We start from the raw sequence: 21,251 nt of genomic DNA, 5'->3' as shown, positions 1-21,251 counted from the left end.
CTGGAGCCCTCTGCCCGAATGGTCGATCAGAAGCGTCGGCCATGCCAGCGCTTCAGCAGTAATGCATTCGTGACCACGCTGACGCTGGAAAAGGCCATCGCCGCACCGGCAATCACCGGGTTCAGCAAGCCCGCGGCCGCCAGCGGAATGCCGATCAGGTTGTAGATGAAGGCCCAGAAAAGGTTCTGGCGGATCTTTGTCGTGGTGCGGCGCGAGATGTCGATGGCGTCCATCACCCGGCGCGGGTCGGCCTGCATCAGCGTGATGCCGGCTGCGCCCATGGCCACATCGGTGCCGCTGCCCATCGCGATGCCGACATCGGCGGCGGCCAGTGCGGGGGCGTCGTTGATGCCGTCGCCGACCATGGCGACTGTGCCATAGGCTTCACGCAACTCCCCTACGATGCGCGCCTTGTCGGCCGGCAGCACCTCGGCGCGCACATCCTTGATGCCGAGTTGCTGGGCGATGGCGGCCGCCGAGGTGGCATGGTCGCCAGTCAGTAATACCGGACGGATGCCGGCGGCTTTGAGTGCAGCGACGGCATCACGTGCCTCCGCGCGAGGCTGGTCACCAAAGGCGAGCAGGGCGAGCAGTTTGGGCGTTTCAGTGATGTCAGCCAGCCAGGAAGCGGTGTGACCCTGCGCCTGATGTACTGCGGCTTGCACTGTCAGCTCTTCACGCTTGAAGCCCAGCTCCTCCATCCAGCGCAGGCTGCCCAGCGCGTAGTCGCGGGCGCCAATGCTGCCGCGAATGCCGCGCCCGGCTTCGGCCTTAACACCGCTGGCGGTCGGTAGCGTGAGATCTTTTGCCGCAAGGACGACGGCATGCGCCAGCGGATGCTCGCTGCCGGCCTGCAATGCCGCAGCGATGGCAAGTGCATCGTCGCAGTCAGATTCGATGGCCGCCAGTGTCGGTTTGCCAAGCGTCAGCGTACCGGTCTTGTCGAAGGCCACCACCTGCACGCGGTGGGCGATCTCCAGTGCCTCGGCGTCGCGGATCAGGATGCCGTGCTTGGCCGCCACGCCCGTGCCCGCCATGATCGCCGTGGGCGTGGCCAGCCCCAGCGCGCAGGGGCAGGCGATGACCAGCACGGCCACCGCGTTGAGAATGGCCTGCTGCCAGTCGCCGGCCGCAAAACCCCAGCCGAGCAGGGTGGCGAGCGCGATCACCAGCACCACCGGCACGAACACTGCCGCGACCTGATCGACGAGGTGCTGGATCGGCGCCTTCTTGGCCTGAGCGTTTTCTACCAGTTCGATGATGCGCGCCAGTGCGGTTTGCGCGCCGACTGCCGTGGTGCGCAGCGCGATCAGGCCTTCGCCATTCACGCTGCCACCAATCAGCACCGCGCCGGGCGATTTGGCGACCGGCAGGCTCTCGCCGGTGATCAGTGCCTCGTCGATGTGCGATTCGCCTTCGATCAGCACGCCATCAGCCGCGATGCGCTCGCCGGGGCGCACGATCACGATGTCATTGACGCGGAGCTGGCCGATGGGGATTTCCTTTTCGCCATCCGCTGAGCGCACTCGCGCGGTTGCCGGTCGCAGCGCCTGCAGCGCGCGGATCGCGGCGGTGGTCTGGCGCTTGGCGCGGCTCTCCAGCCACTTGCCGAGCTGCACCAGCGTGATCACCACGGCAGCCGCCTCGAAGTACAGATGCATGCCGCCAGCGAGCCACTGGTACAGGCTCAGGCCGTAGGCCGCGCTGGTGCCCAGCGCCACCAGCAGATCCATGTTGCCGCTGCCCGCGCGCAAAGCTTTCCAGCCCGCCCGATAGAAACGCGCGCCGAAGACGAACTGCACCGGTGTGGCCAGCGCCAGTTGCAGCCAGCCCGGCAGCATCCAGTGCGCGCCCCACAACTCGCCCAGCATCGGCAGCACCAGCGGCAGGCTCAGCGCAATACTGAGGACCAGCGCGAGCCGCTCCCAGCTTTGCTTCGCAGACAGGCCATCTGAAGAGTCGCTTTCAGCGGCGTTCTCGCGCACACTGCCGTCGAAACCCGCGCGCAGCAAGGCTGCCAGCAGGGGGGCGGGATCAGCATCCAGCCGGGTATGTACGCGCGCCGATTCAGTCGCCAGATTCACGTCCGCCGCGCTCACGCCCGCTACCTTCAGCAAGGCTTTCTCGACGCGGCCGACGCAGCTCGCGCAGGTCATGCCGAGTACGTTCAGATCCAGCGTGCGCTCGGGCACTTCGAAACCGGCGCGGGTGATGGTGGCGAGCACCGCCTCCAGCGCCACTTCGCCACTCACACTGGCCCGCTCGCTGGCCAGATTCACCGTGGCCTCAGCCACGCCGGGCGTGGCGCGCAGCATTTTCTCCAGCCGCGTTGAGCAGCTCGCGCAGGTCATGCCTTCGATGGGGAGTGAGAAATGAACAGAAGCAGGAGCAGGGGCGGGCGCGTTCATGGCGGGAGTCCGGAGTGGCGAGACAGTTTTACTTTATTGTCTCCCATCGTGGCAGGGTCAAGACTTCCTGTCGGTGGGTTGAAGCACATTCCTTTGATTGCTACAGCGGGTATTAATCAGATCAGATTTGAATCAGCGGGGCGCTTTGAGCGGCTACGCCGATTGCAAAGCTGAAGGTGCGTTTCAAGCGAATCACAAGCAGGGGCCAACCATGTACGGCGTGTGCTTGAAGAGCCGCATGCAGTAAGGCTCTTCGGGGTGCGCCTCGTAGACGCAAGCGGGGTGCGGGTCTTCGGGCATGTTGTGTGATGGCTTAGGGCGGAAGGCAAAGCGATTCCGTCAGTCGCCTGAAGAGCTCGCGTCGGTCGAAGCCCTTGGAAAATGACGAGGCCATCCCGGCATGCCGGGATGGCCTCGCGTGCTGCACTGCTCTTCTCGTTCAGAAGGCTCAGAAGGTCTTGCTCAGGCTCAGGACGGTCTTGTCCTTGGCGATGTTGGAGCTTGAGGTGGTGTTGGCCAGGCTCAGGAAGCCCTTGTAGGCATCCGGTTCGTTGGAGCCGTAGTAAGCCAGACCGACCGACCAGCCTTGGGGTAGGGATTTGGTGACACCTGCTTTGTAATAGGTGATGTCCAGTCCGGTTGCGTTGGCGATCACCTGATGGCCAAGCTGGCCGTTTAGGTTCCAGCCTTCGGCCACGTCGTAGCTGGCGTTCAACTCGTAAAAATAGGAGCCACGCGTGCTGCCGGTCACGCCTGCGTCTGCGTCGCCCGCAAAGCCGCCCCCCGTCGGGGAGTTGTTGGTGCTCCAGCCGAAGTATTCGGTCAGGGTGCGACCGGTCTTGAAGCTGATCCAGTTGTAGCTCAGCGAGACATAGGCTTCGGCGGTGTTGAGGCTGTTTGAATCGTTGTAACCGGAGAAGGCGGAATCCTTCCAGTTGGCGCCCGGGTAAGCGTAGTAAATCACGCCCACGTCATAGCCGACGGTGTCGGCGATCTTGTTGCGGTAACCTGCATAGAGATCCGTTTCGGCAGAAGCGCCCGGCAGCCAGTGCTCGGAAACATTGGAGGTGAAGAAGCCGCCGTAGAGGCCGGAGGCATGATCGGCCTCAAGACTGAGTTGCACGGCAGGTTTGCCCCAAGTCTGGGATTGACCACGGAAGATGTAATCGCTGACCAAGCCGACGCTGCTGGGGAAGGTCCAGGCGGGCGCGGGCGCCGTTGGCGCGGCTTCTTCAGCGTGTGCGGGCAGGGCCAGACCCAGGCTGAGGACGGCCAGAGCGGCGGGAAGACTACGTTTTGCAAAGCTGATCATGGTTCTCTCCTGTCAAAAACGGGGTTGGACAAACTGGAAAAAGCACGCACAAGGGCGCGGTAAAAACGGGTCAGTTGGCATTGGAAAGCTCCGCAGCATCTGCACGGTGGACAAGGGCGGGCGCATCGCTGTCGTCCTTGAGTTCGACGCCGGTGCGGCCGAGCTTGCGCGCACCAGAAATCAGGAAAGCGAGCTTGCGCGCGGCTTCCGCGTACGCCAGCCCTTGCGGACGAACGTTGGAGATGCAGTTGCGCTTGTCATCGGTGAGCCCGACGCGTGGCCCGCCCGTGAGGTAGATGCCCAGACTGTCCGGCGAGGACAGGCCGGGGCGCTCGCCAATCAGCACGACGACCAATTCGGCCCCAAGTAACTGGCCGATTTCGTCACCGAGCGCTACGCGCGACTGAGTGGCAATCACCACCGGCGTGTCACGCAGATCCGGAAAATACGGCAGCAGGGCCTGCAGCAGCGGCAGGGCGTGGCTGCGTGTGGCGAGTGAGGAGAGACCGTCGGCCACTACAAAAACCAGCGGCACGGGTAGGGCCGGGGCCGCCTCCCAGAGCAGTTCCGCGCTGGCCGTGGCGAGGCGCCGGCCCATATCCGGGCGGCGCAGGTAAGTGCCGCGATCCGCTGCCTGACTGGCCACGCTCATGCTTGAGAAACCTGCCTGCTTGAGCGCCAGCGCCAGTGCCTCGACATCCAGCGCTTGATGCACCGCGTCGCGCGCCTGGGCATGCGCCAGGCCGAAATGCAGGATCTCGGCCGTGGGCAGGCTCACGCCGCAGCGTCCGAGTGCCAGGCGGGCGCTGGTCAGGCTGCGCAGCCGTGTCCAGGGGTCCGGCGTGCAAAGCTCGTTCTTCATGCTGCGCCTCCCCAAGACGTGCCGGCCATCGCCAGCAGTGCTTGCTGCTCGGTCTGGGCGAGCAGCTCGCCGCGATAGTCGGCGATACCCATGCGCTCCAGCCATTCCTCGAACTCGGGGGCGCGGCGGCGATTCAGCACGCGGCGCAGGTAGAGCGCGTCGTGGAAAGAGGTGCTCTGGTAATTCAGCATGATGTCATCCGCGCCGGGCACGCCGATGATGAAGTTGATGCCAGCCACACCCAGCAGGGTGAGCAGGGTGTCCATGTCGTCCTGATCGGCCTCGGCATGGTTGGTGTAACAGATGTCGCAGCCCATTGGCAGGCCCAGCAGCTTGCCGCAGAAATGGTCTTCGAGGCCGGCGCGGATGATCTGCTTGCCGTCATAAAGGTACTCCGGGCCGATGAAGCCGACCACGGTATTGACCAGCAGCGGTTTGTAGCGTCGTGCCAGTCCGTAGGCGCGTGCCTCCAGCGTCTGCTGGTCCGCGCCATGGTGTGCGTTGGCCGACAGCGCGCTGCCCTGGCCGGTCTCGAAATACATCACGTTGTTACCCAGCGTGCCGCGTTTCAGGCTGCGCGCAGCGTGCATGGATTCCTCAAGGATGGCTGCCGTGACGCCGAAGCTGCTGTTTACGGCCTCGGTGCCGCCAATCGACTGGAATACCAGATCCACCGGCGCGCCTTTTTCGATCGCGCGAATGGTGTTGGTGACGTGGGTCAGCACGCAGCTCTGGGTGGGCACCTCGTACTGCTCGCGAAAGCCGTCGATCAGGTGCAGCAGGGTGGTAATGGCCGGCAGGCTGTCGCTCGCCGGGTTGATGCCGATCACCGCGTCGCCCGCGCCGTAGAGCAGGCCATCGAGCATCGAGGCGGCGATGCCACGCGCATCATCGGTCGGGTGATTCGGTTGCAGGCGCACGGCGAGCCGCCCGCGCAGGCCGAGGGTGTTGCGGAAGCGGGTGATGACCTCGCATTTTGCGGCGACGAGGATCAGATCCTGGTTGCGCATCAGTTTGCTGACGGCCGCCACCATCTCCGGCGTGAGGCCGGGGGCCAGCGCGGCAAGCGCCAGGCCATCGGCCGCATCCGACAGTAGCCAGTTGCGGAACTCGCCGACACTGAGTCCCGCCACGGCCGCAAAGGCGCCCGCATCATGATCATCGATGATGATGCGGGTGACTTCATCCACTTCGTAGGGCACGATCACTTCTTGCAGGAAACGCGCCAGCGGAACGTCCGCCAGCGCGATCCGGGCCGCCATGCGCTCTTCCTCGGACGCCGCAGCGACCCCGGCGAGCAGGTCGCCGGAGCGCAGCGGGCTGGCCTTGGCGAGCAGGGTCTTGAGGTCGGCGAACACGTGTCGCCGCACACCCACGTTGGCGGAATAAAGCATTTTCCTGGACTCCCGCGCTTACTGGGCCTCGACCGCCAGAGCGGCCATGGGCGAAGCTGCGCGCTGGGCGTGGGTGGCGCGGAAGTAGGCGTAGCCCACGGCCAGGATGGCGGCAAACACGCCAGCCAGCAGCGGGTTGAACCAGGTCACGGTGATCAGGCAAATCACTGCGCCGCTCAGCGCGATGGCCGGGAAGACCGGGAAGAACGGTGCCTTGTAGGAACGCGCCAGGCCCGGCTCGCTGCGACGCAGCTTGAACAGCGAGGCCATGCTCAGGATGTACATCAGTAGTGCACCGAAGACCGACATGGTCACGATGTTGGCCGTCAGGGTCTGGCCGCCGAAGGACAGGAACTCGTCGCTGAAGATGGCTGCGATGCCGATCACGCCGCCCGCGATGATGGCGCGGTGCGGAGTCTTGTACTTCGGATGCACAGCACCGAGCCAGCCCGGCAGGTAGCCGGCACGGGCCTGGGCGAAGATCTGACGCGAGTAGCCGAGGATGATGCCGTGGAAGGACGCCACCAGACCGAACAGGCCCAGCCAGACCAGCATGTGCAACCAGCCGCTGGATTCGCCGACAATCATCTTCATGGCTTGCGGCAGCGGGTCGTTGATGTTGGCAAGCTTGGTCCAGTCACCGGCGCCGCCCGCAAAGACCATTACGCCGATCGCCAGCACCACCAGGGTGATGATGCCGCCGGTATAGGCGATGGGGATGGAGCGCTTCGGGTCGCGGACTTCTTCGGCGGCCATGGCCACGCCTTCAATCGCGAGGAAGAACCAGATCGCGAACGGGATGGCCGCGAAGATGCCGGCAATCGATGCCAGCGAGAAGCTGTCGGCGCCCGCCCAGCCGCCCTTGGCGAAATTCGCGAAGGAGAAGCCGGGAGCGACCACGCCCATGAATACCAGCAGTTCGACGATGGCCAGCACCGTAACGAAGAGCTCGAAGGTCGCCGCTACGGTTACGCCGACGATGTTCAGACCCATGAACACCACGTAGGCGCCCACTGCCGCGATTTTCGGATCGAGGCTGGGGAATTGCACATTCAGGTAGGCGCCGATGGCCAGCGCAATGGCCGGCGGGGCGAACACGAATTCGATCAGGGTCGCCATGCCGGCCAGATATCCGCCGGTGGGGCCGAAGGCATGGTAGCTGTAGGCAAACGGGCCGCCCGCATGCGGGATGCTGGTCGTCAGTTCGGTGAAACTGAAAATGAAGGTGCCGTACATCAGCGCCACAGCGATGGTGGTGATAAGGAATCCCAGCGTGCCCGCCGTGGCCCAGCCGAAGCTCCAGCCGAAATATTCCCCCGAAATGACCAGCCCGACAGCGATGCCCCACAGCTGCCAGGTTCCTAGACTTGCCGCCAGCCCGTGCGGCGTTTGAGTTGATCCACTCATGATTGACTCCAGTTGAGTTGGTTTGGTGAGTGCATCGTGAGTCAAAGGCCCTTTGCACAGGTATCAAGTTTTGGCACGTCGATATCAGGATTTGGCACACCTGTGTTTGCGCCCGCCCGGCGCACAGCCTCAAGGCAGGCCTGCACCAGGCCGGGGCGCAATCTGTCGCAATCCCAGGCAAGGCAACGTGTCAGCGCCCTCTGCGGTGTCTGCATGCAATGATTGGGCCCGGTACGCTGCTTGCTTATGGCTAAAGTATTAGAGTCAGGACAGCTATTGCCATGAACCAGTTTGTTGAGCCCCGGGAGCCAGACGCTTCCTGTCTGCGCCGCGTGAGTCGTGCGCGGGATGCGGATGAACATGCGCTCAATCTCTCGCAGTGGGATCAGCGCTACGATCAGCTCTCGGCTGGCGTCTTTGAAGGCGAAGTCATGGAGTTATGGCTGCCGAAGACGCAGATCTTCGTCGAGCGCGCCAACCGCCAATTGCGTCAGACCTGCGCGGCCTGGCGCGAATCGGTGTGGTTCGGCATCCCGGCAGCCGAAGACGGCATGATGTGGATGGGCAGCAAGCCGCTCGCCGCCGATGCCGTGTGCGTACGCGATGGCGGCGTCGAGTTTGACCTGATGACTGCGCCGGACTTCGACCTTTACGGCATCGTTGTGGATCGCCTGGCCTTTGCCGAATACCTGGAAGATACGACGCGCCTGGATCTCGATCGTGTGCTGCTGCAACGCGACGTGATCTCCCTCGTCCCGGCCCGCAAGCATCGCCTGTGCGCAGCGTTGAGCAATATCCTGTCGGATGCCGAACTGGCCGGTGATGATCCGGCCACCTTGCAGCTGCGGGTTTTCGATGTGCTGGTGGAAGTGCTGCAGCAAGGCCGTACCAGTCCGCCTGCCGCTCGCCGCTGTGTCTCTTCGCGCCAGCAGATTGTCAGCCGCGTCCGTGAGCAGGTGCTTGCCCAGCCGGGCGAGGCGCCGTCGATTCCGGATCTGTGCCGGGATCTGCATGTCAGTCGCCGCACCCTGCAGAACAGCGTCGAGGAGGTGACCGGCATGCCGCCGCTGGCCTTCATCCGCAGCCTGCGTCTCAATGAAGTAAGACGCTCGCTCAAGCAGGGCGACAGCCGCATGTCGATCTCGGCCGTGGCCTATTCCTGGGGCTTCACGCACCTGAGCCAGTTTGCCAAGGACTACCGCCAGCTCTTCGGCGAGTTGCCGTCGGAAGCCCGGAATTTCGCCGAACACTGAGCCGCGGCGCTGAACTCGCGCTTGACTCTCCCTCCATGGCAAGGCTGATCATTCATTTCGTTTTCAAAGCCGCTCCGTCCATGTCGACTGCATGAGCGGTCCGCTTTGCACACCGGATCCGCCATTCAACCCAAGGAGCTCACCATGTATGAATTCACCGTGCCGGGCATCAGCTGCGGCGGCTGTGCCAGGACCATCACCCGTATCCTTGGCGAGCTGGACGCCAGCGCCCAAGTCGAGATTGACGTCGCGACAAAGCACGTCAAGGTCGAAACCAGCCAGTCGCGGGATGCGGTCGTGGCGCGCCTGTCCGACGCAGGCTTCGATCCAGCCTGAGTTACCACGTGCCCGAAGAGCTGCATGCAGCAAGGCTCTTCAGGGAGGTGTCTGCAAAGGCACGCGGGGAGCCGCTCTTCGGGTAGGTCGTGGGCGGTCTCGTAGGCGGCCAATAGACGCTGCGCATTCTGCTGGATTGGCGTCGTACCGTAAGGATCAACAGCCTTCGCGGGAACGACGGAAGTTTGATGCCAAAGGCCTGCCTGAACGGGACTGCCGGATCGGGTGGCATTGCGACAATGTTTCATTCGGCGCATTACGAACGCATTGCGCCTGAATGATTTTCTGGTCACGGATCGCATCCGTCGTTCAGGGCCTGGATCTTGCGTGGAGTGCTTCATGACCCACTTTGTGACAGGAAACCGCCATGGATTCAGCGCTACTCTCAGAGATCATTGCCGGCCTGAAGGACGGCTCCGTCGTGCCTTGTCTTGGAGCCGAGGTACTGGCCGATGTCGTGTCTCCGCCAACGCTGGCGCGCATGCCCGCCACCAGCGACGAGCTGATCTACGGCTTGAATGATGGCAAACCGATGGCGCAGAAGCTGATGTACGAATTCGCACGCGCCGCGATGAATATCGAGCTCAAACGCGGGCGTGCCAGCATCAGCAACTTCCTGACCAAAACCTACGGCGAGACGCCCTGGACGCGCTCCGCGTTGCACGACTGGATCAAGCACATCAGCCCGCGCTATGTGATCGACATCAACCGGGACACCCAGCTGCTCGACAGTTACGCAGGAATCCCGCATTACCTGGTGCAAGGCTGCGCCCGCATGAGCGGACTGCTGTATCGCTTCAACCTGTACCAGAGCGACGGCCAGCGCTACACCCCGATTCAGCCCGAGGACGCCACCGAAGCCTTGCCCGTACTGTTCAAGCCACTCGGCTCACCGCTACCGCAGCCCAGTTATATCGCCTCGGACGCTGACTACGTCGACTACATCACCGAATTGATGGGCGGCCTGGCCGTTCCACCTTTCGTCAAGACTCTGCGCCTGAACAAGCGCTACCTCTTCATCGGCATGCGCCTTGATCGTGATACCGAACGCATGGTGATGAGTGACCTGATCGCCGGCGCAGCCCCCGAAGGTGGATGGGCGTTTTTGCCCGAGCCGACGCGCAAGGAAATCAAGTTCTGCAAGCGCCACAACATCATGCTGATCGAAGAAAGCTTTCAGGCCTTGATGAAAGAGCCTGACGCGGCTGTGTGCTGATTCTTAGCGCTGCTTACATGCCTACCTGAAGAGCCGCCTGCAGCAAGGCTCTGCGGGATGGGGTGTCGTAGAGGAAAATGGGGTGCGGGTCTTCGGGCAGGTCGGGTTTCAAGGGCGGGTTAGCCGTAGGCGTAAGCCGCGCGGAATGGTGCGGATGACAACATCGTCCCGGATTGGATGTTTGGACCGCGCGGGTCAATGAGCTGCCTTGTATTCAGCTACGAAAACTATTCAGCTTACCGCTTTTCGACGATAGAAACTCTTTCGTAGTCCAGTCGAGTTCGAACCAATTGTATGTGTGAAGGGAGGAGTTTTTTCAGAAGACAATATCGATCTTCCGATGCTTTATGACCAATTAGAACGCGTTTTACTCTGCCCGAAATCGGGTAATACGCAACGTCATTTATGATCCTGTACTCGCTTTCGTACTCCCACGCCTTCGTTTTGCGAAGAAGAACATTTTTTGGCTCCAAAAGCGCAATGCCCGACTCCGAATAATCTGGAAGGGTGTCTTCATATTCAACCTTTAAAGCGTCGGTAATGTTATCGAAATCAATTTCGACGGTTACGCCGGTGTGACCTGCAGCATAAAAGGACCAAAGCTTAACGTCTGTTGGATCCGAAGAAAGGCTGCATACTCTTGGTTCGTCTTTCAGAATAAAAGCATCTTTGACTGGGGAAACGGCCCTGACGGATTTTTGTGAGGCTGGATGGAAGTTCCCCCTGAAAGAAATAAATCCCCTTTTCATATGAAAGAGCATGCCTTCAAACGGATCATTGAGGTTGCTATAGCTTGAGCAATATAGGCGTTCAGAAACAATGATATCGAGCAGGAATTCAAGTTGCTCAAATGTTCTGTATTTGTAGAGAAGCATGATTTTCCTGACACATAAGAAACTGAGGCCTTAACCCGGAGTAACCCGGTAGGGTGCGCACCGCGCACGCGGATCGGTACAACGTCCGCGCACCGGCACACCTGATCCGGTTCCTGCGATGATCGCGGCGACGGAATGGTGCGCAATGCGCACCTTACACATTCACCCCAGCGCCTTCTCCAGCGCCCCGCAAATCGCCTTCAAAATCTTCACCCGCGCGAAGTTCTTGTCATTGGCTTCGACCACGATCCACGGGGCTTTGCCGGTGCTGGTGCGGTCGATGAGGTCGACGGCGGCTTGCTGGTAGGCGTTCCATTTCTTGCGGTTGCGCCAGTCATCGGGGGTGATCTTGAAGCGCTTGTGTTCGATGGCTTCGCGTTCCTTGAAGCGGCGCATCTGCTCGGCCTTGTCGATCTGCAGCCAGAATTTCAGGACGATGGCGCCAGCTTCGACCAGTTCGTGCTCGAAGTCGTTGATCTCGGCGTAGGCGCGCAGCCAGTCGGCTTCGCTGCAGTAGCCTTCGATGCGCTCGACCAGCACGCGGCCGTACCAGGAGCGGTCGAAGATGCTGACCCGGCCCTGGCGCGGGATGTGCCGCCAGAATCGCCACAGATAGGGCTGGGCGCGCTCTTCGTCGGTGGGCGCGGCGATCGGGATGATCTGGAACTGGCGCGGGTCGAGCGCGGCGGTGATGCGGCGGATGCTGCTGCCTTTGCCGGCGGCGTCCATGCCTTCGAAGGCGAGTACCAGCGAGCGGCCGGCGAATTTCTTGTGGCGTGAGAGTTCGGAAAGCTTGCCTTGCCATTTGGCGAGTTCGAGCTGGTATTTCTTGTCCGGCAGCACTTGCGACAAATCCAGCGCAGTCAGCACGTTGCGATCATCGATGCTGGTGATCAGCGGGGCGGGTGGTGCCACGGGCGGCTGATGGCTGTCGGCCAGATGCGCCTTGAGTGCATCGAGCAGGGCACGGCCGACGCGCAGGTTGCGGTAATTGTCGTCGGTGCCGTCGACGATGATCCAGGGCGCGGCGGCGGTGTTGGTGACGCGCAGCACGTGACCGGCCACGTCCTGCAGTTCGTCATAAGTCTTGGTGCGCGCCCAGGACAGCTTGGTGACGCGCCAGGCGGTGCGCGGATTTCTTTCGAGCGTCTTCAGGCGGACTTTCTGGCCCTCGCGCGAGAGGTGGAACCAGAATTTGAGGACCAGCGCACCTTCATTCACGAGCATGGATTCGAAGTGGTTGATCTGGTCCAGGCGGTTGTCCAGCCCGCCGCGTGAGAGCTTGCGGGTGATGCGCTCGGCAATCGGGATCGAATACCAGGAGCCGGAGAAGATGCCGATGCGGCCCTTGGGCGGCAGCGCCCGCCAGTAGCGCCACATGAAGGGGCGCTCGCGTTCTTCGTCGCTTGGGGCGGAGAAGGCGAAGGTGCTGAGAAAACGCGGGTCCATCCATTCGTAGAGCTGGGCGATGGTTTCGCCCTTGCCGGCGCCGTCGACGCCAGAAATCAGCAGCACCACCGGGAATTTGCTTTGCTCGCGCAGCGCGTTCTGCGCCAGCAGCAGTTCGCCACGCAGGGCTTCTTCGGCGGCACGGAAGGTTTTCTTGTCGATGGCGTGACCGACTTCGGCGGATTCGAACATGGCGGGCTCCGTTATTGGACTTGTGCTGCAAGCATAAGGGCAGGGGATGGGGGTGGGGGTGCTGATATTCCCGTAGGAGCGGGCTTTCGATTCGATGCTGCGCAGGGCATGGCTGTGGATTGGCATTAAAACCTGTATTGCAAAGCGGGTTTATGCTCCGGCCTGCTCAGGCATAATCCCGCCCAGCATGCACATCCGCGTTTCTGCCGCTTCGCCTCGTATCCTTGTTCTCGCCATTCTGGCGGTGATCTTTCATGCCTTGATGCCTGTGTGGATGGCCTTGCCGATGCAGGCCGGCGTGCGCATGGAAGTGTGTTCGACGATGGGCGTGCGAAGTGTCTTCGTCAAGTTTGATACTCCCGGGAAAGACGCGCCAGTCAAGGCTTTGCAAGCAAGCTGCCCGCTCTGCCTTGCGGGTGCTCACTTTGCGCTGACGCCGTCGGTAGATGCCCAGCCTGCGCTGCTCTCCGGGATGGAGCATGTTCAGGCCTCTCTGCCAGTTCTTGCTGCGCTGCCTGCGCCGGGCTGGCCGGCGTATATCTCGCGCGCGCCGCCCCTTTTCTCCGTTTGAGCTGATTCAACAAGCGCTGTGCATTTCGCCCTGCGGGTGCGGAATGCCTCTGGCCGTTCGTGGCCGCAATGGAGAGAAGAATGAATACAAAAATGAAGTTCGCGCTGCAGGCCCTGCTTGCCGGCAGCCTGCCTGCCGCGCAGGCACATGTCACCCTTGAACAGCAATCTGCCGCTGTGGGCAGCAATTACAAGGCTGTTTTCCGCGTGGGACATGGCTGTGAGGGGGCGCCGACGACCAGTGTCACGGTCTTTTTGCCCGCCGGATTCGTCGGCGCCAAGCCCATGCCCAAGCCGGGTTGGGGGCTGTCCATCCGCACGGAAAAACTGGCCCAGCCTTACGACTCGCATGGCAAGCCGGTGACGGAACGCGCCGCCGAATTTACCTGGAGCGGCGGCCGCCTGCTGGATGCGGAGTACGACGAGTTTGTCGTGCGTACGACGCTGCCGGCGCAGGCGGGCAAGCAGTACATCCGCGTGCTGCAGCGCTGCGAAAAAGGCGAGAACGATTGGGCGGCGATTCAGGACGGCAAGGATCGCCCGGCTTTTCCGGCAGCTCAGCTGTTACTGACGCCGGTGGATGCGGTGCCTGCGCATCAGCATTGATATTTTCTTCTATCCGGCAAGGCCCGATGGGTCTTGCTCAAACGAAAGGATGTTTTATGAAAAACTTTAAATACTTCATCAGCCTGGCGGCGCTTGTGCTGGTTTCAAACGGTGTCAGTGCTCACGATTACACGACTGGCACGCTCAAGATCATTCAACCCTGGACGCGCGCCACGCCCCCGGGTGCGCAGGCGGGCGGCGGTTTTCTGAAGATTGAAAACAGCGGCCCGGCGGATCGCCTGGTTTCGGCACAGGCTGGCGTGTCGAATGTGGTGGAGCTGCATACCATGATCATGGAAGGCAACGTGATGCGCATGAGCAAGCTGGAGCGTGGGATTGATTTGCCTGCCGGCAAGAGCGTGGCCTTGCAGCCGGGCGGTTTGCACATCATGTTCATCGAACTGAAGGCGCCGCTGAAGGAGGGCGAGAAATTTCCGCTCAAGCTGAAGTTCGAGAAGGCGGGCGAGATTACGGTGGAGGTGGAGGTACAAGGTCTGGGTGTGGCGGCTCCGGTAGCCGGCTCCGCGCCAGCAATGGGGCGTGCGCATCAGCATTGATTCTGCAGTGGCATTGCTTGAAGAGCCTCGCCCGGCTTTGCTCTTGAAGCAGGGGTGCTGAAGAGCTAGTCTGGGTGCGGCTCTTCAGTGGCCGGCCCAAAACGGCTCCTTCCCCCTTCAAGGGGGAAGGTTGGGATGGGGGTTCTCACGTTCAATAAGGCCAAGTCTTGTCTTTGACGTATTTACCCCCACCCTCGCCCTCCCTCTTAAAGAGGGAGGGGATGTTCGGGCCTGCCGACTTCAGCTTAAGGGAAACCGGCCTTTCAACGTGGCCGTTACAAATTCACGAATCAGCCGCCGCGCTCGCAGGCGCTCTTGAACCAGCCCTTGATGGTTGCTGCTGGAATGGCCTTGCCGACGTATTTGTCGAAGTTGCGGTCTAGCGTGCAGGTCGCTGTTTGCGCGCCGCCCGTGCAGTTGTAGAGCAGCTGGATTTCCAGCGCTTCGCTGCGGCAGTCGTACTTGATGCCGGTGTTGCGTGAGTCGCCATTTGCCGAGTTCAGGAAACGGAACCATGAAAAAACGCGGCCGAGTTCGCTGACGCTGCTCTTGTCCACTTCGTAGCTCGTCGGGGCTTTGCCGGCCGCGTTGTCGCTGAACATGGTTTGCCAGTTGTGTTTGAACAGGCTGCCTGTTTCGACTTCGCGCAGCACGCGCTGGCGGCAGTCGAGGGCTGCCTCGGGGCGCTCGCAGACTTTCAGTTCCAGCGCGACCATCGGGATCGCCGACAGGCGTGCCACATCCAGTGGTTTGTCGCTGACGCTGCGGGTGCCGCCTGAGTCGTAGGCCGCACGGGTCTGCTGCACGAGTTTTTCGATGGCGGCCTGATCCACAATGATGTTGGGTGTGAAGTACAAGCGCCCATCCAGCTGACGATCGTCGGAAAAATTGCCTTCCCAGTAATCGCCATTGACCCAAGTGTAGCGACCCGCGCCAGTCTTGCGGCCGCTGGCCCATGCGCCTTGGTACAGGTCGCCGCTCTTCCACAGGTAGTTGCCGCTGCCGTGAGCTTCGCCGGCTTTGAATTCACCTTCGTAGCGGTCGCCCGAGGAGGCGAAAATCTTGCTGCCCTTGCCCTCCGGCAAGCCGGCCTTTACGGCACCGGTATATTTGTCGCCATTCGCAAAAATCAGCTCGCCCTGGCCCGAGGGGTGATCTTGAACCCAGTCGCCGTTGTAGGACTGACCGTTCGCCCACTGATATTTGCCTTTGCCGTGTTTCAGACCGGCTTGCCAATTGCCTTCGTAGCGGTTGCCGGCTTTGTCTGAATAGCTGCCGAAGCCTTCCGGAACGCCAGCTTTCATGTCGCCTTCGTAGCGGTCGCCGCTGGCGAAAATCTGGCTTCCGCGCCCGTCGGGCATGTCGTCGCGCCAGTCGCCCTCATAGCTCTGGCCGTTGGCCCATTCGAATTTGCCCGGTCCCTGGCGTTTGCCACTGATCATGCGGCCGCTGAAACGATCACCGTTGTCCCAGCTGATCGTGACCTGGCCGGTGATGACACCGCTTTTGGCATCGGTGATGAAACGCCCTTTGAAGCTGGCGTTGCCAATGCGCAGGGATTGCTCGGGGATTGACGGATCCAGCGGCGGCAAGGGTTCGCGGCTCAGATCGACTGTCGTGATCGCAGGTGGGCTGAGTGGCTCGGCGGCAAGCGCTGGCTGGCTTAGCAGCAGGGCGAGCAGCAATGGCGCGACACAGTGGTGAGGGGAGGGCTGGAAGCGCGGCAGGCAGGTCATGGTGGCAGAGTCCGGGAAGTCGCGCCCCGCACAGCAGGGCTTGCCTTGACGATATGCGCGCCAACCCGCTGCCGTCAAGAAAAACGCCCCAAGGGCCGCGCGGAGCAGCTTGACTTGGGGCGTTTTGCTTCTGGAAGACGTGGGTTTTAACGGATATTGAGGATGCTGGTTCCCCAACTACGCTTCTGTACGTTGTCTTGGATCGACAGGGTTGCCGTCCCTGCGCTTGTGGCGAATCCCGTTGCAACGACGGCAGGACACAGACCTGTCGCCCGATGGGTCAACGCTGTGGCCAGCAAACCTTCCGCTGGGTTGGCCAGTTCATGATCCAGATCGTCAGAAACGGAGCAGGTGGGCGTCATTCCACTAGTGAAGTCGCCGAAGCCTTTGGCGTTGAAGCCCTGGAATGCGAGCGCAAAGTAGCTGTTGTCGCAGTTGTCGGTCTGGTACATGCCAAAAGGCTTGCCGCAGGTCGTTTTGCCGATCGTGATGACTTCGATATCGATGCCACGCAGTCCGTTGATGATGGCTTCGCTGGCCGAACAACTGGAGCCGGTGGTGAGGATATATACCTTCTTCAGGTTCAGACTTGGCAATATTTCATTTTTTCTGGCTGTGTCCAGATAAATGTAATCCAGAAAGCCGAAGTTGAAATTCTCCGCAGAGCGTTTGTCGTTGAATTCAAGTCGATCGAAAATCTTTGTGTAGCCTGCGGGCATGTCCGCGGTCCTGGTGCTTGTGCCAGCAATCATGTACGCCACTTGCGAGGCTATCGAAATGTAGCCTCCACCGTTGTAGCGCAAATCCAGCACAAGATCGCTGACGCCTGCCTTGGACAAGGTTCTGAAAGCATCGGCGAGCTTGGTTTCTGATGGTGCCGTGTGTTCATGAAAGGCAATGTAACCAACTGTGCTTCCGTTGCTGGCTATGGTGGTGGCAAGGGGGACCGGGTCAGAGGTAAAGGTGGATGCCTTCATGCTTGCGACTTGAGTGGCCGTGCTTGGCAGACGTTGATATTCCAGACTTAGACTGGTGCCAATGCTCGAGTAATACAGTGCATTGCTTTGTGCGGCGGTCATGCTCGCGCCGACCGTTGCGCCATTGATACTGGTGATGCGATCTCCACGTTCCAACCCCGCCACAGATGCGGGTGAGCCCGGCTCAATCAGTGCAATACGCAATCTTCCTTGCGCGTCACGCCGCGTATCAAGACCAACTCCTGTGCCAATGCCGCTTTGAAAAACCGCTTGCGCTTCAGCTGCGGTAATCACGAAGCTGAAGCGATCTTTTGCAGGCTGTGCCCGAGTTGTCAGGTCGTAGAAAAAATTGTTTGGTGTGCCGGTGTAACCCGCCGCGCTGGTGCTTGGAGCCCCTTTGTAGAAAAGATAATCCTTGTCGATGTGATTGCGTACGAAGCTCAGTTGTGTCGCGTTGGAACACGTAGTCGGGTTTTTTGTCGCGTCGGTGATGATAGAGCTTCCGCCGTTGCTTCCTCCCCCTCCACTGCTATCACCACCGCCCCCGCCGCCACAACTTGCCAAGCCCAAGGCAGTCATCATGATTGTAAAAACGCGTATCCAGAATTGCATAGAGATCCCTTGATTCATGCTTATGGCTTGAATATTGAATATCTATTCATGATAACTTGTTTGAGCTAAAACCCTTCCTGGATGCTTGATCTTCTTTTGTATGACTTGATGTGGATCAGCGTAACCCGGTACGCCGAGGTTTAGGGCTAAAATGAGCGGATTGACACACTTTCGTTGCGCAGACCATGAACGCTTCAAATCAGCTCCATATCGATGATGTCCGCATCCGCGAAATCAAGGAACTCGCCCCCCCCGCCCATGTGCTGCGCGAATTTCCGGTCACCGAGCGTTCCGCCCGGACGGCCTTTGAAGCCCGGCAGGACATTCACCGCATTCTGCATGGTGCGGATGACCGCTTGCTGGTCGTGATCGGCCCGTGTTCGATCCACGATACGGCTGCAGCCGTCGAATACGCCAAACGCCTCAAGGCCGAGGCGGATCGCTTCAAGGATGAGCTGCTCATAGTCATGCGCGTGTACTTCGAGAAGCCGCGCACCACGGTGGGCTGGAAAGGCCTGATCAATGATCCCGGCATGGACAACAGTTTTCGCATCAACGATGGCCTGCGCCTGGCGCGTAAAGTGCTGTGGGAGATCAACGAACTGGGCCTGCCGGCTGCGACTGAATTCCTCGACATGATTACTCCGCAATACATTGCCGATCTGATCGCCTGGGGCGCCATCGGCGCACGCACCACCGAGAGCCAGGTGCATCGCGAGCTGGCCTCCGGCCTGTCCTGCCCGGTGGGGTTCAAGAACGGTACCGACGGCAACATCAAGATCGCCATCGATGCGATCAAGGCCGCCGCCTCGCCGCACCATTTCCTGTCGGTGACCAAGGCCGGTCATTCCGCCATCGTGTCGACCGCTGGCAACGAGGATTGCCACCTGATCCTGCGCGGCGGCAAGGAGCCGAATTACGATGCGGCCAGTGTCGATAAATCCTGCAAGGAACTCGCCGGGGCTGGCGTATCGGCCAAGGTCATGGTCGATTTCTCGCACGCCAACAGCAGCAAGAAGTACGAGCGCCAGATCGAAGTCGCCAAAGACACGGCCGCCCAGCTTGCCGCTGGCGACGACCGCCTCTTCGGCGTCATGTGTGAATCGCATCTGGTCGAAGGTCGTCAGGATCTCGTGCCCGGTAAGCCACTGGAATACGGGAAGAGCGTGACCGATGCTTGTATCGGTTGGGAGGATTCAGTCGGCGTGCTGGACACGCTGGCCGAAGGCGTGCGTGCGCGCCGGGTTAAGAAGGCGCTGGAAGAATAGGCGGCGCGGATTCCGTGTCCAAAAAAAAAGCGGTCGATTGCCGCTTTTTGTTTGGGCTGAAGTTTCAAGGTTTGCGTCAGGCGTCTGTGCGACGACGAATCATGACGCCCAGCATACCCAAACCGCCCAGAAGCATCAGGATACTGTTAGGTTCCGGTACGGCGGCGACCGTTACGCCTGCAAGGAAGGGAACACCGCGCAAGTCAAGAGCGTTGGGGTTTAAAGGAGCATGGTTTTCATTGCCAAAACCGACGAAGACAATACGATCCAGTCCTTCAGTGTGGAATATCGAAGGTAGAGCGAACGCCTGCATGTCAAGGTGGGCGGTGTCTTCGGTGTTTGTGCCCAGCACCGACTGCGTCACATAGCTAGCAGTTGTCGTGTTAACGAAATTGCCGTAGTAATGGTCGCGCACGTTGTCGCCTTCGACCAGATTCACGGTGTGCCAGCTACCGCCATTGCTCCGGAAACTGATGGAGCCTACGGTTGCTCCCTCCAGACCCCAACCTGTGCTGATCAGCGTGTAAACCGTACTGGCATCAGCAATGTCGACATCCATCGTCAGTATCCCGGACGCGAAGGCTTTGTCGCCTTGACGATCCTGCTGCAGTACGAATGGAATACCGCCCAAAGTCTGAGCACCGGGGAAATAGGGGTCGTACGCGATTCCGTTTGACCAGGTTTCGATGTTGGTATTGAGGGTGGGCAGCGCCACTTGTGTGTAGGTCAGCGCTTGCGCACTGAACGAGAGGGCGCACGTGATAGCCGCCACAAGATGGGTTAATTTCATGATGTGTTCCTTAGGCTGGGGTTGGAGGTGCGCTGGCTAATCACTGCCCCGCAAAGGGCTGGAGGACCAGTCTGTAAATCAGGAAAACTCAAGGAGACCGCGTCTCGGGCGAGCGCGTTTAACCATGAGCGATGAGTCAACCTGTACCGGCAGGCGCAGGAAAACAAATCAGCCAAGGTTGCTGAAATGCTAGTTGCGGGCTTGTTGGAACACTATGGGAGCTTTGTCACGTTGCGAACAGAGTCGCCTGACCTTCAGGTGCGAGCACGCTGGATGTATTGATGTGGCCGCTGGGCGCGAAGGCATTGGTGCAGGCGAAAGCTTCGATGCGACTCCGTGCGGAACCAGCTTGATGGCCTTGGACTATGCGAGTGTTGTGCTCGCTGTGAACGGTCCGTGCCATTTTTCTCCCATCAAGGATACTCGAAGAGCAAGGCTGGGTGAGGCTCTCCAAGCATGACATGTAGCGGCTTGCGTAGGGTGTCAATAAGTCTGTCCTGAGCCCCGTCGAAGGGCGCAGCGCATTGCTCCGCCCGGGGTGGTCTCGTGTCTATGGTTCATGCAGCGCAATTCGCTTTGCTCATTGACGCCCTACGTTCTTTTGTGACGATTACTACGTACAGAATATCAGTTCGAAGCTGGAGCCTCAGTCAGGAACTTGTTCTGGAAAGCGATGATGGCATCGGCAAAATCAGAGGCAAGGCTGGCGTTCTCGCGTGTGCGTTTGCCGAATTCAAGTTGAATTGCATCAATGCCTGTGGCGTTGTTGCTGCCATGAGCGGAGATGATGTAGCCGCCATTGAAGCGTTTGTCTTCTTTCAAGTCTGTAGCGTCGATGGCTGGAAACACCTGATAGCTCTTGCTTTGTAGTTGCCCGGTGATGCTTGTCGGTCCCTGCAATGCTACGTTTCCGGCGCGTTTGAGCAAGCGCTTTGTCGTTGTTCCATTGCGACTGCCACGGAATATCGTTCCTGGATCGTCCGATTGTCCGTGGATGTCTATCAGGAGGGCGTTTCCTGAGTATTTTGAGGAAACCTCGGTCACGAATCCGGCCAATTGTTCGTGGTAGTGGTGATAAGCGGGGATTGCCTCGGCAGATTCTTGTGCGTCCTCTTCCTTGCGGTTCACGTCGAGAAATTTCCGGCTGAATTTTGCGATGACTAGGTAAGGCCGTTTGCCGGTTTTCTTTTCTAGCAGATCTGCCGTTTTTTCAGCGAGTTCCCGTGTGTCTGCATCGCGAACGGTTGCACCTTTCGAGCGCGGACTGATCCAGCCAAGAGACTCATCACCGTCGTGAGGGACTGAAAAAATGATTGGCATGTTGCCAGGTTTGACGATGACCTTGTCTGCCGGGTCGTAAGCTTTGGCGAGGCTGCAAATGGACACCAGAAGCAGTGGAAGTGCAAATTTTTGAATGTGCATGCAGTTGCT

Annotated in this window: 18 protein-coding genes; 7 read left to right on the top strand and 11 right to left on the bottom strand. The window is 60.4% G+C overall.

Features of this window, described 5'->3' with window-relative positions; all coding sequences use genetic code 11:
- Positions 1-26: 26 nt before the first annotated feature.
- The 5 genes from ABXR19_RS01580 to eat form a co-directional block, all read right to left on the bottom strand.
- Positions 27-2,408: a heavy metal translocating P-type ATPase gene (locus ABXR19_RS01580; RefSeq protein ID WP_354599318.1), complete on the bottom strand. Its 2,382-nt coding sequence runs from the start codon at positions 2,406-2,408 to the stop codon at positions 27-29.
- A gap of 448 nt (positions 2,409-2,856) precedes the next feature.
- On the bottom strand, positions 2,857-3,720 hold the full coding sequence (locus ABXR19_RS01575) for a TorF family putative porin (protein WP_354599317.1): 864 nt from the start codon (positions 3,718-3,720) through the stop codon (positions 2,857-2,859).
- Between the two features lie 70 nt (positions 3,721-3,790).
- Positions 3,791-4,582, bottom strand: coding sequence for an ethanolamine ammonia-lyase subunit EutC (gene eutC / locus ABXR19_RS01570; RefSeq protein WP_354599316.1), 792 nt, complete (start codon positions 4,580-4,582; stop codon positions 3,791-3,793).
- Entirely contained in the window at positions 4,579-5,976 is a 1,398-nt protein-coding gene (locus ABXR19_RS01565) for an ethanolamine ammonia-lyase subunit EutB (protein ID WP_354599315.1), read from the bottom strand. The genes eutC and ABXR19_RS01565 overlap by 4 nt, the downstream gene beginning before the upstream one ends.
- A gap of 18 nt (positions 5,977-5,994) precedes the next feature.
- Complete coding sequence (gene eat, locus ABXR19_RS01560; RefSeq protein WP_354599314.1) at positions 5,995-7,383, bottom strand: ethanolamine permease; 1,389 nt, start codon at positions 7,381-7,383, stop codon at positions 5,995-5,997.
- A 281-nt stretch (positions 7,384-7,664) separates the two neighbouring features.
- Between eat and ABXR19_RS01555 the strand changes: the two genes are divergently transcribed.
- The 3 genes from ABXR19_RS01555 (at position 7,665) to ABXR19_RS01545 (ending at position 10,188) form a co-directional block, all read left to right on the top strand.
- On the top strand, positions 7,665-8,636 hold the full coding sequence (locus tag ABXR19_RS01555) for a helix-turn-helix domain-containing protein (protein ID WP_354599313.1): 972 nt from the start codon (positions 7,665-7,667) through the stop codon (positions 8,634-8,636).
- Between the two features lie 144 nt (positions 8,637-8,780).
- Entirely contained in the window at positions 8,781-8,972 is a 192-nt protein-coding gene (locus tag ABXR19_RS01550) for a heavy-metal-associated domain-containing protein (RefSeq protein WP_354599312.1), read from the top strand.
- A gap of 367 nt (positions 8,973-9,339) precedes the next feature.
- Positions 9,340-10,188, top strand: a complete 849-nt coding sequence (locus tag ABXR19_RS01545) for an SIR2 family protein (protein WP_354599311.1) — start codon at positions 9,340-9,342, stop codon at positions 10,186-10,188.
- 236 nt (positions 10,189-10,424) lie between these two features.
- On the opposite strand, the gene ABXR19_RS01540 is transcribed toward ABXR19_RS01545, so the two are convergent.
- The gene (locus ABXR19_RS01540; RefSeq protein WP_354599310.1) at positions 10,425-11,063 is read right to left on the bottom strand and encodes a DUF2971 domain-containing protein; all 639 of its coding nucleotides are present in this window, start codon (positions 11,061-11,063) and stop codon (positions 10,425-10,427) included.
- 162 nt (positions 11,064-11,225) lie between these two features.
- Positions 11,226-12,704 (bottom strand): polyphosphate:AMP phosphotransferase, encoded by a 1,479-nt coding sequence (gene pap, locus ABXR19_RS01535; RefSeq protein ID WP_354599309.1) that lies wholly within the window; start codon positions 12,702-12,704, stop codon positions 11,226-11,228.
- 187 nt (positions 12,705-12,891) lie between these two features.
- Here pap and ABXR19_RS01530 point away from each other — a divergent pair, with 187 nt between their 5' ends.
- From ABXR19_RS01530 to ABXR19_RS01520, 3 genes are all read left to right on the top strand, one after another.
- The gene (locus tag ABXR19_RS01530) at positions 12,892-13,275 is read left to right on the top strand and encodes a DUF2946 family protein (protein WP_354599308.1); all 384 of its coding nucleotides are present in this window, start codon (positions 12,892-12,894) and stop codon (positions 13,273-13,275) included.
- 80 nt (positions 13,276-13,355) lie between these two features.
- Positions 13,356-13,880 (top strand): YcnI family copper-binding membrane protein, encoded by a 525-nt coding sequence (locus ABXR19_RS01525; protein WP_354599307.1) that lies wholly within the window; start codon positions 13,356-13,358, stop codon positions 13,878-13,880.
- 56 nt (positions 13,881-13,936) lie between these two features.
- Positions 13,937-14,437: a copper chaperone PCu(A)C gene (locus ABXR19_RS01520; protein WP_354599306.1), complete on the top strand. Its 501-nt coding sequence runs from the start codon at positions 13,937-13,939 to the stop codon at positions 14,435-14,437.
- 290 nt (positions 14,438-14,727) lie between these two features.
- Here ABXR19_RS01520 and ABXR19_RS01515 read toward each other — a convergent pair whose 3' ends face one another.
- Both ABXR19_RS01515 and ABXR19_RS01510 read right to left on the bottom strand, forming a co-directional pair.
- Positions 14,728-16,173 (bottom strand): MORN repeat-containing protein, encoded by a 1,446-nt coding sequence (locus ABXR19_RS01515; RefSeq protein WP_354599305.1) that lies wholly within the window; start codon positions 16,171-16,173, stop codon positions 14,728-14,730.
- 146 nt (positions 16,174-16,319) lie between these two features.
- Complete coding sequence (locus ABXR19_RS01510; protein ID WP_354599304.1) at positions 16,320-17,780, bottom strand: S41 family peptidase; 1,461 nt, start codon at positions 17,778-17,780, stop codon at positions 16,320-16,322.
- A 167-nt stretch (positions 17,781-17,947) separates the two neighbouring features.
- On the opposite strand from ABXR19_RS01510, the gene aroG reads away from it, so the two are divergent.
- Positions 17,948-19,030 carry a 3-deoxy-7-phosphoheptulonate synthase AroG gene (gene aroG / locus ABXR19_RS01505; protein ID WP_354599303.1) on the top strand — a complete coding sequence of 361 codons (1,083 nt, stop codon included), beginning with the start codon at positions 17,948-17,950 and terminating at the stop codon, positions 19,028-19,030.
- A 76-nt stretch (positions 19,031-19,106) separates the two neighbouring features.
- Here aroG and ABXR19_RS01500 read toward each other — a convergent pair whose 3' ends face one another.
- Entirely contained in the window at positions 19,107-19,820 is a 714-nt protein-coding gene (locus ABXR19_RS01500; RefSeq protein ID WP_354599302.1) for a PEP-CTERM sorting domain-containing protein, read from the bottom strand.
- Positions 19,821-20,447: 627 nt separating this feature from the next.
- Positions 20,448-21,242 carry an N-formylglutamate amidohydrolase gene (locus ABXR19_RS01495; protein WP_354599301.1) on the bottom strand — a complete coding sequence of 265 codons (795 nt, stop codon included), beginning with the start codon at positions 21,240-21,242 and terminating at the stop codon, positions 20,448-20,450.
- Positions 21,243-21,251 lie beyond the last annotated feature (9 nt).

It is taken from the genome of Uliginosibacterium flavum, assembly GCF_040566545.1.
In the GTDB taxonomy this organism is placed as follows: Bacteria; Pseudomonadota; Gammaproteobacteria; order Burkholderiales; family Rhodocyclaceae; genus Uliginosibacterium; species Uliginosibacterium flavum.
Note: the sequence above shows the minus strand (reverse complement) of the source record. Positions and strands in the feature narration are given on the sequence as shown.